This is a genomic window from Micromonospora sp. WMMD1120 (assembly GCF_029626235.1).
Taxonomy (GTDB): domain Bacteria; phylum Actinomycetota; class Actinomycetes; order Mycobacteriales; family Micromonosporaceae; genus Micromonospora.
Genome location: NZ_JARUBO010000005.1, coordinates 4,123,120 through 4,139,727, shown reverse-complemented (window position 1 = coordinate 4,139,727; position 16,608 = coordinate 4,123,120). Strand labels below are relative to the sequence as shown.

General features: G+C 71.2%; 14 protein-coding genes. 8 read left to right on the top strand and 6 right to left on the bottom strand.

Features of this window, described 5'->3' with window-relative positions; translation table 11 throughout:
* Positions 1–91: 91 nt before the first annotated feature.
* Positions 92–2,380, top strand: coding sequence for a M64 family metallopeptidase (locus O7634_RS19450; RefSeq protein ID WP_278151539.1), 2,289 nt, complete (start codon positions 92–94; stop codon positions 2,378–2,380).
* A 176-nt stretch (positions 2,381–2,556) separates the two neighbouring features.
* A complete protein-coding gene (locus O7634_RS19445) occupies positions 2,557–2,829 on the top strand; it encodes a hypothetical protein (RefSeq protein ID WP_278151538.1) in 273 nt (90 codons plus the stop codon).
* Between the two features lie 119 nt (positions 2,830–2,948).
* On the opposite strand, the gene O7634_RS19440 is transcribed toward O7634_RS19445, so the two are convergent.
* A complete protein-coding gene (locus O7634_RS19440) occupies positions 2,949–4,217 on the bottom strand; it encodes an Nramp family divalent metal transporter (RefSeq protein ID WP_278151537.1) in 1,269 nt (422 codons plus the stop codon).
* Positions 4,218–4,441: 224 nt separating this feature from the next.
* On the opposite strand from O7634_RS19440, the gene O7634_RS19435 reads away from it, so the two are divergent.
* The 4 genes from O7634_RS19435 (at position 4,442) to O7634_RS19420 (ending at position 8,551) form a co-directional block, all read left to right on the top strand.
* Positions 4,442–4,849, top strand: coding sequence for a GntR family transcriptional regulator (locus O7634_RS19435; RefSeq protein WP_278151536.1), 408 nt, complete (start codon positions 4,442–4,444; stop codon positions 4,847–4,849).
* Positions 4,850–4,869: 20 nt separating this feature from the next.
* The gene (locus tag O7634_RS19430; protein ID WP_278151535.1) at positions 4,870–5,760 is read left to right on the top strand and encodes an ABC transporter ATP-binding protein; all 891 of its coding nucleotides are present in this window, start codon (positions 4,870–4,872) and stop codon (positions 5,758–5,760) included.
* A complete protein-coding gene (locus O7634_RS19425) occupies positions 5,757–6,746 on the top strand; it encodes a transporter (protein ID WP_278151534.1) in 990 nt (329 codons plus the stop codon). Before O7634_RS19430 ends, O7634_RS19425 begins: the two co-directional genes overlap by 4 nt.
* Positions 6,747–6,940: 194 nt before the next feature.
* Entirely contained in the window at positions 6,941–8,551 is a 1,611-nt protein-coding gene (locus tag O7634_RS19420) for a hypothetical protein (protein WP_278151533.1), read from the top strand.
* Positions 8,552–8,735: 184 nt separating this feature from the next.
* On the opposite strand, the gene O7634_RS19415 is transcribed toward O7634_RS19420, so the two are convergent.
* The 4 genes from O7634_RS19415 to mmsA form a co-directional block, all read right to left on the bottom strand.
* Positions 8,736–9,926: an ROK family transcriptional regulator gene (locus O7634_RS19415; protein WP_278154018.1), complete on the bottom strand. Its 1,191-nt coding sequence runs from the start codon at positions 9,924–9,926 to the stop codon at positions 8,736–8,738.
* A 169-nt stretch (positions 9,927–10,095) separates the two neighbouring features.
* The gene (locus O7634_RS19410) at positions 10,096–11,202 is read right to left on the bottom strand and encodes a sugar-binding protein (RefSeq protein WP_278151532.1); all 1,107 of its coding nucleotides are present in this window, start codon (positions 11,200–11,202) and stop codon (positions 10,096–10,098) included.
* Between the two features lie 51 nt (positions 11,203–11,253).
* A complete protein-coding gene (gene mmsB, locus O7634_RS19405; RefSeq protein WP_278151531.1) occupies positions 11,254–12,555 on the bottom strand; it encodes a multiple monosaccharide ABC transporter permease in 1,302 nt (433 codons plus the stop codon).
* Positions 12,552–14,099 (bottom strand): multiple monosaccharide ABC transporter ATP-binding protein, encoded by a 1,548-nt coding sequence (gene mmsA / locus O7634_RS19400; protein WP_278151530.1) that lies wholly within the window; start codon positions 14,097–14,099, stop codon positions 12,552–12,554. Before mmsA ends, mmsB begins: the two co-directional genes overlap by 4 nt.
* Positions 14,100–14,872: 773 nt before the next feature.
* On the opposite strand from mmsA, the gene O7634_RS19395 reads away from it, so the two are divergent.
* Entirely contained in the window at positions 14,873–15,457 is a 585-nt protein-coding gene (locus tag O7634_RS19395) for a TetR/AcrR family transcriptional regulator (RefSeq protein ID WP_278151529.1), read from the top strand.
* Positions 15,454–16,284, top strand: coding sequence for an alpha/beta fold hydrolase (locus tag O7634_RS19390; protein WP_278151528.1), 831 nt, complete (start codon positions 15,454–15,456; stop codon positions 16,282–16,284). The genes O7634_RS19395 and O7634_RS19390 overlap by 4 nt, the downstream gene beginning before the upstream one ends.
* A 65-nt stretch (positions 16,285–16,349) precedes the next feature.
* Here O7634_RS19390 and O7634_RS19385 read toward each other — a convergent pair whose 3' ends face one another.
* Positions 16,350–16,580, bottom strand: coding sequence for a 4-oxalocrotonate tautomerase family protein (locus O7634_RS19385; RefSeq protein WP_278151527.1), 231 nt, complete (start codon positions 16,578–16,580; stop codon positions 16,350–16,352).
* Between the last annotated feature and the right edge of the window lie 28 nt (positions 16,581–16,608).

Genomic DNA, 16,608 nt, shown 5'->3' with positions numbered 1-16,608 from the left:
GCCCGCCGGCGCCACCCGCCCGGCGTGCGGCACGCCCGACCCTCGGCACGTCGAAGGGGGCGCTGTGCGGTTACGAGCGGGATGGTGCGTCGTGGCTCTCCTCGCGGCCGGGCTCACGGTCGGCGCACCGGCCGGCGCGGCACCGGCGAGCAGCGCGGCCCCGGCCACAGTGGTGCCGATCCAGGTGACCGGCGACCCCACGCAGCGCTTCAACCTGGTCCTGCTCGGCGACGGCTACACCGAGGCCGACCTGCCGACCTTCCGCTCGCACGTGGACCGGCACCTGAACACCCTCTGGACGATCGAGCCGTTCAAGTCCTACCGCAGCTACTTCAACGTCTACGCCGTCGAGATCGTCTCCCCGGAGTCCGGCGTGGACTGCGACCCCGACCTGTCCGCGCCGCGCCGGGACACCGCGCTGGGCATGGGCTTCTGGGGCGGGTGCAACCCGGCCAGCGTGCAACGGCTGCTCACCGTCGACGGTGTGGCCGCGAACGCGTACGCCGACCTGGCCGTCGGCACCAACCCGGGTAACCGGCAGCTGATCGCCCTGGCCAACAGCGGCACCTACGGCGGGGCGGGCGGCAGCAACGCCACCGCCTCCGGCGGCAACGCGCTCTCCGCGCTGATCAGCCCGCACGAGCTGGGCCACTCGCTGGGCGGCCTGCAGGACGAGTACGACTACTACGGCCGTGGGATTCCCGGCGACACCTACGAGGGGCCGGAACCGGACTCGGCGCACCACACGGTGCTGACCGAGCGGCAGATGCGCGACACGCGGGCCAAGTGGTGGCGCTGGCTGGGCGAGCCCAGCGAGGCGGGCGGCACGATCGGCCGCTACGAGGGTGGTCTCTACCTGCGACGCGGGGTGTGGCGGCCGAGCCGGCACTCGATGATGAAGTCCCTCGGCTTCTACTTCGACCAGGTCGGCCGGGAGCGGATGACCGAGCGCATCGCCGGCCGGGTCGCCATCCTGGCCGGCGGCACGGCCACTGACCAGGCGGTCGGAGCGGACCGGCTGCTCTGGGTGGACACCCTGCACCCGGTGAGCCACGCGCTGACGGTGACCTGGGCGGTGGACGGCCGGACGGTGCCGCGTACCGGCAACGCCCGGCACCTGGACCTGCGGACCCTGCGGCTGACTCCCGGCCGGCACACCGTCACCGCCACCGTCACCGACCCGACCGACTTCGTCCGCGACCCGGCGGTCCGCGGCTCGGCGGCGCTGACCCAGACCCGCACGTGGACGGTGGACACCGGGGTGCGGACGCCGCCGGAGGCGACGCCGCTCGCGATCACCGGGTCCACCGCGACCGACCGGCCGGTCGGCGCGCAGGACGTGGTGTACGTGCGGACCAGCCAGCCCACCGACCGGGCGCCACGGGTGCGCTGGTCACTCGACGGCCGCCCGGTGGCCGACACCGGCAGCGACCGGGACGTGGACCTCGCCGCCCTGCGGCTGTCCCGGGGCGCCCACCGGTTGACCGCCCGGGTCGAGGACCGGGCGACCCGGGAGGTCGTGACCCGCACCTGGACCGTCGACGCCACCGGACCCGACGTCGACTACTCCCTCTCCGAGCCGCTGCTCACCGTCACCCGACCGGGCCGTCCCGTCGAGTACGTCTTCAACGGCCCGTTCACCATGGGGTTGACCGGCACCGACGACACCGCCGGTCGGGTCACCTCGGAGTTCCGCCTCGACGGCGACGGCTGGCACAACTACTACGGCTGGCCCACCGACGCCCGGTCGCCGTTCCTGTTCACCGCCACCGGCACGGACGTGGACGGCCTGGTCTACGGCAACCTCGGCTCGGGTGGCCTGTCGGTGTCCCCGTTCGCGGAGCGCTCCCCCGGGTACGGCCGGCACACCATCGAATACCGGGGCATCGACGCGGTGGGCAACATCGGGGCGTCCCGCGCGTTCGTGGCCACCGTGCTCCCGCCACCACCGACCTGCACCTCTGTGGTCACCGGTCGGCACACCGGCCCACTGACTGTCACCACCGGCGTCACCTGCCTACGGGCGGCCAGCGTGCAGGGCCCGGTCACCGTCGCGCCCGGCGCGGCTCTGGTCGCCGAGGGGTCCTCGATCGCCGGCAGCCTGACCTCGTCGGGCGCGTCCGACGTGCAGCTCCTGCGCACCGAGGTACGCGGGGCGGTGGCGCTGACCGGCACCACCGGCGGCGTCACGCTGGTGGGGGCACGGGTGTCCGGGGCGCTGGCGCTGACCGGCAGCACGTCGGCACCCACCGTCGCGGGCGGCGAGGCGGGCGCGCTGAGCTGCTCGGGTGGCCCGGCTCCGGTGGATCTCGGGGCTCCGCTGACGGTGCGGGGGGCGACCGCGGCGTCCTGCCGGGCCGGCGCGCACCCGGCCGCCTGACCGCAGGCCCTCCCCAGATCCGCGCAACTACCGGGAAAGTGCTGCTTGCCCCGCCGGGAAGGCAGCACTCTCCCGGAAACTGCGCAGATCAGGACCGGCATGGCGGCCTGAGTGCCGCGATGGCGGGTAGGCAGCGGCCCGGCGACCTGTCGACACCCGCCGAGTGGGAGGCTCCGATGAGCACGAACCGGGATGAGCAGGGTGGCACGATCCCGCCCCCGGAGGCGGATGCCCTTGAGCAGCGGCAGGACGCGTTCGACGTCGGGCCACCGGACCGGGTGTCGGGTGACGTCGACCCGGAAGCCGCCGAGGCCGACCTGGCCGAGCAGGGCGCCTTCCCGGCGGGCACGCTCGAGGACGTGACGTCGCTGCCGGCCGACGCCAACCCGGCCGACGCCCTCGAACAGCGTCAGGAGATCCCCACCCGGGACGAGGGCCGCCGCACCTGACGACCGTCGCGCCCGCGCCGCCGGGTGAGCCGGCGGCGCGAGCTGGCCCGGCCGGCTGAGCTGGTCCGGCCGGCTGAGCTGGTCCGGCCGGCTGAGCTGGTCCGGCCGGCTGAGCTGGCTCAGCCGGTGGCGACCTGCCAGAGCAGGAAGGCGTTGAGCGCGACCACCAGCACGGCCACCGCCGACGCGGCGGCGGTGGTGAGCGGGTGGTTGACCAGGTTGCCCATCAGGTCCCGCCGGCGGGTGAAGGCGACCACCGGGATCAGCGCGAACGGGATGCCGAAGCTGAGGATGACCTGGGACAGCACCAGCGCCCGCGTCGGGTCGAGGCCGATGGCGAGCACCGCCAGCGCGGGAAGCACTGTGACCAGCCGGCGCAGCAGCAGCGGTATCCGCCGCCGCAGGAAGCCCTGCATGATCACCTCGCCGGCGTAAGTGCCGACGCTGGTGGAGGCGAGTCCGGACACCAGCAGCGCGACGGCGAAGCCGAAGGCGGCCGCGGTGCCGATGGTCTGGCCGAGCCCGGCGTGCACGCCCTCCAGGCTGTCCGCGCCGCCCGGTCCGCCGCCCCGGAAGCTGGCCGCCGCGATCAGCAGCATGGCGAGGTTCACCGCCCCGGCGGCGCTCAGCGCGAGCAGCACGTCGGCCCGCTGACCGCGAAAGAGCGTACGGCGTTCGGTGTCGGTGGTGGCGGGAATGCGGTCGCGGGTCAGCGCGGAGTGCACGTAGATGACGTGCGGCATGACGGTGGCGCCGAGGATTCCGGCGGCGAGCAGCACGCTGTCGGTGCCCTGGAGCCGGGGCACCAGGCCGGCCACCGCGGAGCCGGGGTCGGAGCCGGCGGCGAGCAGGTTCGCCGCGAAGGCCAGCACGATGACGCCGAGCCCCACGGCGATGGCGATCTCGAAGGCGCGGAATCCGCGGGAGCGCAGGGCGAGCACGGCGAACGCGGTGGCGCCGATGATGATCCCGCCGGGCAGCAGGGGGATGCCGAACAACAGGTACAGGGCGACCGCGCCGCCGATCACCTCGGCCAGGTCGGTGGCCATGGCGACCAGTTCGGCCTGCACCCACATCACCCGGTTCACCGGCCGGGGCAGTCGCTCCCGGCACAGCTCCGGCAGGCTGCGACCGGTGGCCAGTCCCAGCTTCGCGGTGAGTGTCTGCACCAGCATCGCCATCAGGTTGGCCACCACCACGACCCAGACCAGCAGATAGCCGTAGCGGGCGCCAGCGGCGGAGTTGGTGGCGAAGTTGCCCGGGTCGACGTAGGCGACGGCGGCGACGAAGGCCGGGCCGAGCAGGATCAGCCGGCCGCGTACGCGACCCCGGGCGCGGGCGACCTGTAGCGGCGTCGCCCTCGACGTCGTCACTTCGTTGGTGACCATGGAACACCTCCCGTCTGCGTGGATTGCTACCGACGCCTTCCCGAGGGGGTGACCCGCCGGTGCCAACCCCTGACCCCCGGGTGCCACAGCGCCGACAGGCGGAGCCGGCCGGAGACTGGTCGCCCGGCCGGCCGAAGCCGGTCACCCGCTTGACACCGGTCCACCGAGCCGTGAAGCTGTCTATTAGTCCTACTGTCGTAGGACAACAGGAAGGATCATCACGAGTGATCGAGTTCGTACTGGACAGCCGGTCGAAGGTGAACACCTACGTGCAGCTCGTGCAGCAGGTGAAGCAGGCCCTGCGGGTCGGCCTGCTGGCGCCGGGCGACCAGTTGCCGAAGGTTCGCGACGTCGCGCAGTCCCTGGCGATCAACCCCAACACGGTGCTCAAGGCGTACCGGGAGTTGGAGATCGAGGGTCTGGTCGGCGGCCGACCCGGGGTGGGCACCTTCGTCCAGCGCACCCTGGCCGGCGCGTCCCTGCCCAACCAGGCCGAGCTGCGCGACGACCTGGTCGCCTGGCTGCACCGGGCGCAGGCGGCGGGCCTCACGGCCGAGGACGTCATCGCCCTGGTGGAGACGACCCTGCGGGCCACCCTGGCCGCCGACACCCCGCAGAACGAACCCGCGTGACCACACTGAGAGGACAACGGATGGACATGGTCTTGGAGGCAGACCGGTTGGGCAAACGGTACGGCAGCACGTGGGCCCTACGGGACTGCTCGCTGCACGTGCCGGCCGGCCGGATCGCCGCGCTGGTCGGCCCCAACGGCGCGGGCAAGAGCACGCTGCTGCACCTGGCGGTGGGGCTGCTCAAGCCCGACGCGGGCACGGTGCGGGTGTTCGGCCGATCGCCGTACGGCGACACGGAGGGCCTGGCCGACATCGGCTTCGTCGCCCAGGACACCCCGCTGTACCGGGATTTCACGGCGGCCGAACTGGTCGGCGGCGGCGCCAGGCTGAACCGGCGGTGGGACGGGACGCTGGCGCGTACCCGGCTGGCACAGCTCGGCATCCCACCGGACCGGCCGGTGGGCAAGCTCTCCGGCGGGCAACGCGCCCAGGTGGCGCTCGCCCTGGCGCTGGCCAAGCAACCCCGGTTGCTGCTGCTCGACGAGCCGGTCGCCAGCCTCGACCCGCTCGCCCGGCGGGAGTTCCTCCAGTCGCTGATGGGCAGCGTGGCCGACTCGGGAACGACGGTGCTGCTCTCCTCGCACCTGCTGGCCGACCTGGAACGGGTCTGCGACTACCTGATCGTGCTCAACTCCGCCCAGGTGCAGCTCACCGGCGCTGTCGACGACCTGGTGGCCGCGCATCACCAACTCGTCGGTCCCCGGCACGACGGCGGCGTCATCGGGGGCGTCGCCGCCGTGGTCCGGGCCAGCCACACCGACCGGCAGTCCACGCTGCTGGTCCGTACCGACGGCCCGGTCACCGACCCGGCCTGGACGATCCGCGACGTCAGCCTGGAGGACATCGTCCTGGCCTACCTCGCCGAACGCGACACGCAGGCCCGGCACAGCGAGTGGGGGGTGGCGGCATGATCTGGCTGACCTGGCGGCAACACCGCAAGCAGGCGTTCTACACGGTGCTGGCGCTCGCGGTGCTGGCCGCGGTGCTGGTGCCGATCGGCGTGGCGATGCGGAGCACCTTCGCCGACCTGGATCTGGCCACCTGTGTGCGCCAGCTCAGCGACACCAACGTGACGCAGGAGGTCCGGAGCGACTGCGAGGCGGGCTTCCAGCGCTTCAGCAGCCAGTACGGCAGCCTGAACCTGGTGGCCGTCCTGCTGATCACACTGCCGGTGCTGGTCGGCCTGTTCTGGGGCGCGCCGCTCGTCGCCCGCGAGGTGGAGCAGGGCACCCACCGGTTCGTCTGGACCCAGGGCGTCGGCCGGGTCCGTTGGGCACTGGTGAAGTTCGGTCTGGTCGGCGCGGCCGTCGTGGCCCTGGCGGCGGTCTACGGGCTGGGCATCTCGTGGTGGGTCGCACCGCTGACCGACGCCGCCCGGGAAGGCCGGCTCGGTCTGATCGTCTTCGACCTCCAGGGCATCGTCCCGATCGGCTACACCCTCTTCGCCGTGGCGCTGGGCATCTTCGCCGGCACCATCTGGAAGCGGATGCTGCCCGCCATGGGCATCACCCTCGCCGGGTTCATCGGCGTACGGGCGGCGGTGGAGCTCCTGCTCCGGCCGCACTACCAGCCGGCGCGCACGCTGACCTTCCCGATCGAGGGCAAGGGGATCGAGGACATCGGGCGGGGCGACTGGATTCTCACCCAGGGGGTCCGTAACCCGGACGGGACCATGATCGCGGAGGACACCCGGATCCAGTGCCCGCCCGGAGGAAAGGGGCCGGACGGTCGCGCCTGCGGGGCCGAGCTGGGTCTCGAACCGGGTGCGTACAACTGGCAGCTCTACCAGCCGGCGGACCGGTTCTGGCTGTTCCAGAGCATCGAGACGGGCATCTTCGTCGCTCTCGCCCTGCTCCTGCTCTACCTGGCGGTGCGCCGGGTCCGCCGGATCGCCTAGCCAGCAGCGCGAATCCCGTTCACGGGGGCGGGTGCTCGTCGGGGCGCGGGGGCCTCGGCGATCACCCGTCCACCGGCGCAGTCGGATTCCAGCCCGTCGTCAACACGACTGCAAGCGACCACCCGGTCACCCGGGGTGCTCCGATGTGGACCGCGGGGCCCGCGTCCGACGGGCCGCGGGATGGGAGCGCACGCGTGAAGTCGAGAATTCTCCATCGGGTCACCGCGTCGGCGGTGGCCCTGGCCTGCGCCGTGGCGGGCGCTGTGGCGTTGCCGGCCGCCCCGGCGGCGGCCAGCCCGATCCGCAACGCGACCCCCTGGTCGGTGCTGCTGTGCAAGTTCAGCGACAAGCCGGCGGAGCCGCAGCCGCCGTCGCACTTCGCCAACTTCCTCACCTCGGCCGGGGTCGGCACCGGCGGGGTGGCGGACTACCTCGCCGACCAGTCCGGTGGGCGGGTGTCGTTGGCCGGCTCGGTGGTGCGGGGCTGGTACACGATGTCGTACACCCTCGCGCAGTTCCAGACGATCGACAGGTGGGCCCGCATCCAGCGCTGCGTGGACACCGCGTCGGCCGCCGGCTACTCGGTGCCCGCCGGCAACCGGATCGCGGTCATGCTCAACGACTGGGTGGACAGCGGCGCCGCAGGCGGTCGGGTGCTGCTCGACCCGGGCGCCTGGAACGTCGGCTTCGCCGCCCACGAGATGCTGCACGGCTACAACCTGGGCCACTCGTTCTCCAACGACACCACCTACCAGAACGCACCGTGGTCGCAGCCCGGCGAGTACGACGACCCGTGGGACGAGATGAGCGCCATGCACATCTACGCCTTCGGCACCGCCAACTACGGCACCAGCGCCGTCGGGCTGAACGGGCCGCACCGCGACGAGTTGGGTTGGCTGCCGAAGAACCGCGTGTTCACCATGGCCGCCGACGGGGTCGGCTCGCGCAGCCTTACGCTGGCCCCGCTGGAGGTCCCCGCAGCGAGCGGCCCGCAACTGGTCCGGATCCCGTTCGACCCGGCCGACCTGTTCCACTACTACACTGTCGAATTCCGTCGCAAGACCGGCTGGAGCGCCGGCATCCCCGCCGACACGGTGCTGCTGCACGAGGTCCGCAACGGCACTCCGACCCTGCTGCGAACCGGCCCCGGCGGCGGTCCGGCGCAGTCGTTGAACGCCAACGGCGTGCAGATCAGCGTCAACTGGATCTCCGGCAACAACGCCTCGGTCACGGTGACCACCGACGTGGTCACCCGCTGCCTTCAGGGGTACGTCTGGCGGGAGGCCCGCGCCGGCGACCTGGTCTGTGTCACCGGCGCCACCCGCAGCCAGGTGTGGGCGGACAACGCCGCCGCGCCGAGCCGCTGGGTGAACGGCGCGTACGGCCCGCACACCTGCGTGTCCGGCTACGTCTGGCGCGAGGCGTACGCCGGTGACGACGTCTGCGTCACCGGGGCGCAGCGCACCCAGGCCGCCGCCGACAACGCCGCCGCCGCGTCCCGGCGCAACCCGGCCCGACTGGTGTCCGGCCCCAACACCTGCGTCAGCGGGTACGTCTGGCGCGACGCCGACCAGTCAGACTACGTCTGCGTCACCGGCACGACGCGCTCCCAGGTGCTGGCGGACAACGCCGTCGCCGCGAGCCGCTGGGTCAGCGGCCCGTACGGCCCGCACACCTGCGTCTCCGGCTACGTCTGGCGCGAGGCGTTCATCGGTGACGACGTCTGCGTCACCGGAACCCAGCGCAGCCAGGCCGCCGCCGACAACGCCGCCGGACCGGGCCGGGTGCTCCGACCGGCCGGCTGACGTGGCCCGCCCCCGGTGGCCCGCGCCACCGGGGGCCCGACCGGGCACTCGCCCGCGGGATGGGACGCCGAGAGGCGGTATACCTGTGAGTCATAAACATGCCTGTGAGGTATACCGCCTGCTACCGCATCCGCCGCTGCGGAGGTGACGCCCGGTCGGCGCATCGCAGGCCGACACACGCCTGTCAGTCGGCCGGACCGGCGACGCCGACGTTGAGCGGGTCGGCCAGCAGCTTGTCGAAGGCCAGCTCGGCGGCGCCGATCAGGACGGCGTCGCGGCCGAGCGCGGCGGCGCGCAACCGCAGGTGCTCCCGGGAGCCCGGCAGCGGCATGGAGTCCAGCCGGCGGCGGACGGTGTCCGCCCCGGCGGTGAAGATGTCCCGCAGTGAGCCACCGAAGACCACGGCATCCGGGTTGACCACGTTGACCAGGTTCGCCACGCCGAAGCCGAGCCAGTCGGCGACCTGTTCGACTGCCTCCCGGGCGGTCCGGTCGCCGTCGGCCGCCGCACGCAGCACCTCGGCCACCGCCGCACGGTCGCTCGGGTCCCGACCCGCGTGCCGCAGCAGCGCCGCCTCGGATATCTCGGTCTCCCAGCAGCCCCGCGAACCGCAGCCGCAGGGCAGGCCGTTCGGCTTGACCACCATGTGGCCGACCTTGCCGCTGTGTCCGCGGTGACCGACCATCAGTCGGCCGCCGACGATGATGCCGGCGCTGATACCCAGGTCGCCGTGCAGGTAGATGGCGTCGTCGACGCCCACCGCCACGCCGCGGACATGCTCGGCGAGACCGGCGATGTCGGCCAGGTCACCGACCACGAAGCCGGGGCCGGCGCTGAACTCCGCCTCCAGCGCGGGGCCGAGCGCCTCGTCGAGGCTGGCGATCCGGATCCGCCCGTCCGGGTCACGGGTGGTGTCGGTGACAGCGGCGGCCCCGCCGACCAGCAGCGCGTCGCTGGCGACGAAGCGCTCCATGTCCCGGACCAGGCCGGCGAGGGGCCCGACGGCGTCGATGGCGGACATGCCACTGGGACGCGGGATCTCCCGCCGATCCAGGATCTGCCCGCCGAGGCCGACCCGGGCGGCTCGCAGCCGGTCCGCGTCGATGCTCAGCGCGTGCGCGTACACCCGGTCGGAGCGGGGGCTGACCACCAGCGACGGTCTGCCGGCGCGGCGGGCGGTGGTCGGCGTCTCCTCGGTGACCAGGCCGCTGGCGACCAGGTCGGCGGCGAGGGCGCCGATGGTGCTCCGGTTGAGACCGAGGCGGCTGGTCAGCTCGGCCCGGGACGTCGGCCCGTGCAGGTGCGCGTAGCGCAGCACGGCGCCGAGGTTCTGCCGTCGGATCTCCTCCTGGCTCGCGCCGGGCAGCGACGGCAGTGGGGCTTCGGTGGCACGGCCGACGCCGGCTGGCCTGGACCGGACGGGTGTCGCCACGGTCAGACCTCCTTCCGGGTCGATGCCGGTTGGCGCGGGGGTGCGGAGACGACGATGGGTCCCGGAAGAGGAGACCCGGGACCCATCGTTGGTGCTACCTACCGTGCGGTGATTACTTGGTGAGCGGCGCGAGCTTCGGGTCGTTGGCGTACGCCTCGACCACGTTGGCCTTGGTGACGGCCACCGGCGGGAGCAGGAACGTGTCGACGACCTTGCTGCCGTTGTTGTAGGACTTGGTGTCGTTCACCTGCGGGGTGTTACCGGCCTGGAGAGCCTTGACCATGTTGATGGTCTCCTTCACCAGGTTGCGGGTGTCCTTGTTGATCGTCATGTACTGCTCGCCCTTGACGATCGACTTGACCGACTCCACCTCGGAGTCCTGACCGGTGACCACCGGGATCGGCTTGCCGGCGCCCTTGACCGAGGTCAGGATCGCGCGGGCCAGGGTGTCGTTCGGGGAGAGGACGCCGTCCAGCTCCTTGTTGCCGTAGGTCGAGGTGAGCAGCTGGTCCATGCGGGCCTGCGCACCCTCGGCCTTCCAGCCCTGGATGGCGGTCTGCTTGACGTCCTTCTGGCCCGAGGCGACGACGACGTTGCCCTTGTCGATCTCCGGCTTGAGCACGTCCATCGCGCCGTTGAAGAAGACACCGGCGTTGTTGTCGTCCGGCGAGCCGGAGAACAGCTCGATGTTGTACGGGCCGTTCGGCTTCTTGGCCTTCATGCCGTCCAGCAGGGCCTGGCCCTGGAGCTGGCCGACCTTGAAGTTGTCGAACGCGACGTAGTAGTCGAGGTCCGGCGTGTTGGTGATGAGGCGGTCGTACGCGATCACCTTGGCGCCGGCGGCGTGCGCCGCGGCGACCTGGGTCGACAGCTGCGCGGCGTCGGTCGCGCCGATGACGATGACCTTGGCGCCCTTGGTGGTCATGGCGGTGATCTGGGCCTGCTGGTCGGCGACAGTGGTCGACGCGCCGGCGTACTGCACGTCAGCCTGGAAACCGGCCTCCTTGAGCCCGTTGGTGAACAGGTCACCGGCGAGGACCCAGTTCTCGGAGGTCTTGGCCGGGAGGGCCACGCCGATCAGCGAGTTCGCCGCGAAGCCCTTGGCGTCGCCGCCACCGGAGCTGCCGGAGTCGCCGTCACGGCCGGAGCCGCAGCCCGCGAGGGCCAGCATCGCGGCGGCGCTCACGGCGACCACCGACGTGCCGAAGAATTTACGCATGGTGAGGACTTGCCTTTCTGGATGTGAGACGGGTGGAGAGGTCGGTGGCCGTCAGCCGGACACCGCTGCCTTGGCGGGCTCGCGCTCCGCGTCCGGCGGTGAGGCGGGTGGGGCGGAGTCCTCGCGGCGGAACGGCCGCATCAGGCTCCCGATGATGGAGAAGCGCCCCTGGCTCTTGTTGTAGACGTCGATCGCGACGGCCAGCAGCAGGACCAGGCCCTTGATGATCTGGACCCGGTCGGTGCCGACGCCCATCAGTTGCAGGCCGTTGTTGAGCACGGCCATGACGAGACCACCGACGATCGAACCGCTGATGGTGCCGATGCCGCCGGAGACGGCCGCGCCACCGATGAAGACCGCGGCGATGGCGTCCAGCTCCCAGCCGTTGCCGTCCTGCGGGCCGGAGGCCGCCGAACGGGCCACGAAGATCATGCCGGCCAGCGCGGCCAGGACGGACATGTTCATCATGACGAAGAAGTTGACCCGCTTGAGCTTCACGCCGGACAGCTCGGCCGCCCGGGAGTTGCCGCCCACCGCGTAGATGTGCCGGCCGCCGGCCGTGTTGCGGGTGTAGAAGGAGTACGCGATGACCAGCGCCACCAGGATGATGCCGGAGATCGGGAAGCTGGTGCCGACGCGACCGCTGGCGAAGCGCAGCGAGGCGAAGGCGATCACCCCGACCATGACGGCCATCCGCAGGATCGAGATCCACATGGGGGCCGGGTCGGCGTCCATGGCCTTGCGGGTCTTGCGTGCCTGCAGCTCGCGCCACACCACCGCCACCGCGGCGGCCAGGCCGAGCAGCAACGTCGCGTTGTTGTAGCCGGTGTTCGGCCCGAACTCGGGCAGGAAGCCGGCACCGATCTCCCGGAAGCCCTCCGGCACCGGAATGGTGTTGGCGTTACCGATGTACTGGTTGCCGCCGCGGAACAGCAGCATGCCGGCCAGGGTGACGATGAACGCCGGCACCCCGATGTACGCCACCCAGAAGCCCTGCCAGGCGCCGATGACCGCGCCGATGGCGAGGCCGAACAGGATGGCGGCGGGCCAGGGCAGGTTCCACTCGGTCATCGACTTGGCGACCAGGATGCCGGCGAACGCGGCGACCGAGCCGACCGACAGGTCGATGTGCCCGGCGACGATCACCATCAGCATGCCGATGGCCAGGATCAGAATGTACGAGTTCTGCTGGAACAACGCGATCAGGTTGTCCGAGCGCAGGGTGAGGCCGTCGGTCAGGATCTGGAACAGGACGACGATCGCCACCAGGGTGAAGATCATCCCGAACTGACGGGCGTTGGAGGTCGTGCCTCCGAACAGGTTCTTCTGAAGGTCCTTCAAACGGCTGCTCATCGGGTGGCCAACTTCTTCGTCGAGGTCATCTGCTTCATGAGGGTCTCCGGGTCCGCGTCCGCCCGAGCGATCTCGCCCGTGATGGCGCCTTCGAACACGGTGTAGATGCGGTCGCAGAGCCCGATCAGCTCAGGCAGCTCCGAGGAGATGACGATGACGCCCTTCCCCTGGTCGGCGAGCCGCTGGATGATGCCGTAGATCTCGTACTTCGCGCCGACGTCGATACCGCGGGTCGGCTCGTCGAGGATCAGCAGGTCCGGGTCGGTGAACATCCACTTGGCCAGGACGACCTTCTGCTGGTTGCCGCCGGAGAGCTTGGAGACGCCCTCGTCCACGGTCGGGGCCTTGGTCCGCAACTCCTTGCGGTACGCCTCGGCCGCCTGGTACTCCTCGACCTCGCTCAGCACGCCGCGGTGCGAGATCTTGGACAGCTTGGCGGCCACCGTCGACGTCTTGATGTCGTCGAGCAGGTTGAGGCCGATCGCCTTGCGGTCCTCGCTGACGTACGCGAGCCCGTTGTCGATGGCGTCCGCCACCGACTTCAGCACGATCTCCTTGCCGTCCTTGATGATCGTGCCCGACTCGTACACCCCGTAGGAGCGGCCGAAGACGCTCATCGCGAGTTCGGTGCGGCCCGCGCCCATGAGACCGGCGAAGCCGACGATCTCGCCGCGACGCACCACGAAGCTCTCGTTCTTGCAGACCTGCCGCTCCGCGGAGATCGGGTGCCGGACGTTCCAGTTGCGCACCTCGAAGAAGACCTCCCCGATCTTCGGGGTGTGGTCCGGGAAGCGGCTGCTCAGCTCGCGGCCGACCATGCCCCGCACGATCCGGTCCTCGTCGACCCCGTCGGCCTTGACGTCGAGGGTCTCCACGGTCCGGCCGTCGCGCAGGATGGTGATCTGGTCGGCGATCGCCTCGATCTCGTTCAGCTTGTGCGAGATCATGATCGAGGTGATGCCCCGCGAGCGGAATCCGCGCAGCAGGTCCAGCAGGTGCTGGGAGTCCGCCTCGTTCAGCGCGGCCGTGGGCTCGTCCAGGATGAGCAGCTTCACGTCCTTGGCGAACGCCTTGGCGATCTCCACGAGCTGCTGCTTGCCGACACCGATGTCCTTGACCAGGGTGTCCGGGTCCTCTTCCAGACCGACCCGGGCCATCAGGTCCAGTGCCATCCGGTTCGCGGCCTTCCAGTCGATCGAGCCCCGCTTGCGCGGTTCGTTGCCGAGGAAGATGTTCTCGGCGATCGACATCCCGGGAATGAGCGCGAGCTCCTGGTGGATGATCACGATTCCGGCGTTCTCGCTCGCCCGGATGTCGGAGAACCGCGCCTCCGCACCCTGGTAGACGATCTGGCCGTCGTAGCTGCCGTGTGGGTAGACCCCGCTGAGCACCTTCATCAGCGTGGACTTGCCCGCACCGTTCTCGCCGCAGATGGCATGGATCTCGCCGGCGCGAACCACCAGGTTGACGTCGGAGAGGGCCTTGACTCCGGGGAACTCCTTGGTGATGGAGCGCATCTCAAGGAGGGTCGGCACGTCGCTCATCGCTCGTACCACCTCGCCAACGTCATCGGTTGCCTCCGGAAGGTTGAACCTTCACTTGGTTTTGTTGTTGACGGCAACGTATTGCGGCCGGAGGGTCATCCGCAAGGCGAGGGCCTGTTGAAAATGTAACAATCCGGCAATATAGACGTAGCGCAGTATTCGCCCGTCACAGCCGCATCCGCAGCCCCTCCCGGCACCTTCGCGCGCCGGTGGCAACGTTGTCAAACGATAGCTCTGCGGCGACCAGGCCCGGCGCCCCCCTGACACGCGCCGCGACCAGGCATGATCCGCGGTGACCTGACGACGGTGGACGCGCCCGCGCGCTCGACACCATCGAATGACCTTGATCGGGTCGCGAGGTCGGCAGCGCCTCCGGCACACCACGCGAACCCAGCGGCGGCTGGTGTGACCCTCACCTCTCCCGAAGAGCCGGATCGGCGACTGTCACCTCGACGCGCCCGCCACCAGGGCAGGGATCGTGACCTAACGCCCCTTAAGGCCGATTCGACGGACACCGGCCGCCGTCCGTGCGGCAGCCCGGACGCAGCACCGCCTTGATGACCCCGTCCTCCCGGCGGTCGAAGCGGCGGTACAACTCCGGTGCGTCGGCCAGGGTGCCGCGATGAGACGACGACTCTCGTCCCGGCCCTCCTGATCGGCGACGGCCGGTCTTTCCCCCAGCGCCCCGTTCATGTCACGGGCCGGCCGGCTGGATCAGGGCACGTGCTATCTTAGGGCACCTAAGTAGTTTCCTAGCCTACCAAAGGATTGCCATGCCGCGACAGGGCCTCACCAGCGAGCGCGTCATCGCCGCCGCGGTCGACCTGGCGGACACGGTCGGCCTGGCACGACTGACCGTCGCGGCCGTCGCTCGGCACTTCGGGGTGTCCGACGCCGCGTTGTACGCGCACGTCCGCAGTCGTGACGCGTTGATCGAGCAGGTCGCGGTGCGGGCCGCGGCCGGGTTCGCCGACCGGCTCGCGATCGCCGTGGCCGGTCGTGCGGGCCGCCACGCGCTCGACGCGTTCGCCGACGCCTGGCGCGCGTTCGCCCTCGCCCACCCGGGGCAGTACGCGGCGACCCAACTCCCGCTGCCGCCCGAGGTCGGCACACGTTCCGCCGGGCACCTGCGCTTAATCGACCTGAGTTACGCGATGCTGCGCGGCTACGGGTTGGACGAGCCCGCGCTGACCGACGCGATCCGGTTCGTCCGCAGCACCCTGCACGGGTTCACGAGCCTCGAGACCGTCGACGGGTTCGGGCATCCGCGCGCCGTCGACGCGTCCTGGCACTCGATCCTCGACGCGGTGCACACCACACTGAGCAACTGGCCGACCGGCCCTCGGGAGCAGAAGTGAACAGCGAAGACCTGACCATCGAATCCCCCGACGGGACCCGTCTGGTGGTGCGGCGTCTCGGGGCCGGGGACCCCGTCGTACTCGTGCACGGTTCGGGTGGCGGGCTGCACTCGTGGGCCGCCGTCGCGGGCGGCCTCGCCCGGGAGCACACGGTGTGGATGCCGGCCCGGCGCGGGTACGGTCCCAGCGACGTTCCGCCGGGCCCCAAGTCCTTCCCGGACGAGACCGCCGACCTGCTGGCCGTCATCGAGGCGGCACGCCGTCCCTCGGGCAAGCCGGTCCATCTCGTCGGAGCGTCCTACGGAGCGACAGTGGCGCTGCACACCGCCTCGGCCGACCCTCAGGGCCTACGTTCGCTGGCCGTCTTCGAGCCTCCGCTCTACGCCGCCGGAGCAGGGATCGCACCGCTGCTCGCCAGGTACCGTTCCGCCTTCGCACGCGACGACGCCCCGGCGATGGCAGCGGCGTTGAACGACGTGACGCGGGTTCCGGCCGAGATCGTCGCCGCGCTCGCCGCCTCGGCCGGCGACCGGACGCCCGACCCGGTCGAGGCCCGACGCTCGGCGATCGGCTGGCTGCACGATCTCGAGGCCCTCGCCGCGGACAGCACGGACATCGCGCGGTGGTCCTCGATCAGCGTGCCGACGCTCCTGCTGGCGGGCGCCGACACGTGGGAGCCGATGCCCACGACAGTCAGCGCTCTGGCCGCGGCGATGCCGACGGCACGTCGTGTCGTCTGGCCGGGCCAGTCGCACTTCGTGACGATGACGGCACCCATCCTGGTCGCCGACGCTCTGCGGCGGTTCTTCGCCGAGGTCGCGGGGTAGCCCGAGCGCGACGCTCAGCGGGCCCCCGCCGGCGCGGAGACACACCGCACCGGCGAGGGCCGGGCCTACTCGGCGCTCTGCTGTCGCCGGAACTGAGCGACCGGGAGGCCGCCACGACCCCAGTTCTCGGTCGCGACCTCGTCGATCACCACGAAGGTCGACGTCAATGGCTTGTTCAGGACGTCGCGCAGCAGCTCGCTCACCCCCTTGATCAGGGCGGCCTTCTCCTCGGCGGTCGCCGCGGACGTGCCGGGCGTGCTGCCCTCGCGGGTGATCTGGATGGTGACGATCGGCATCGTCTGCTCCTCTGCGGATCGGGTCAGG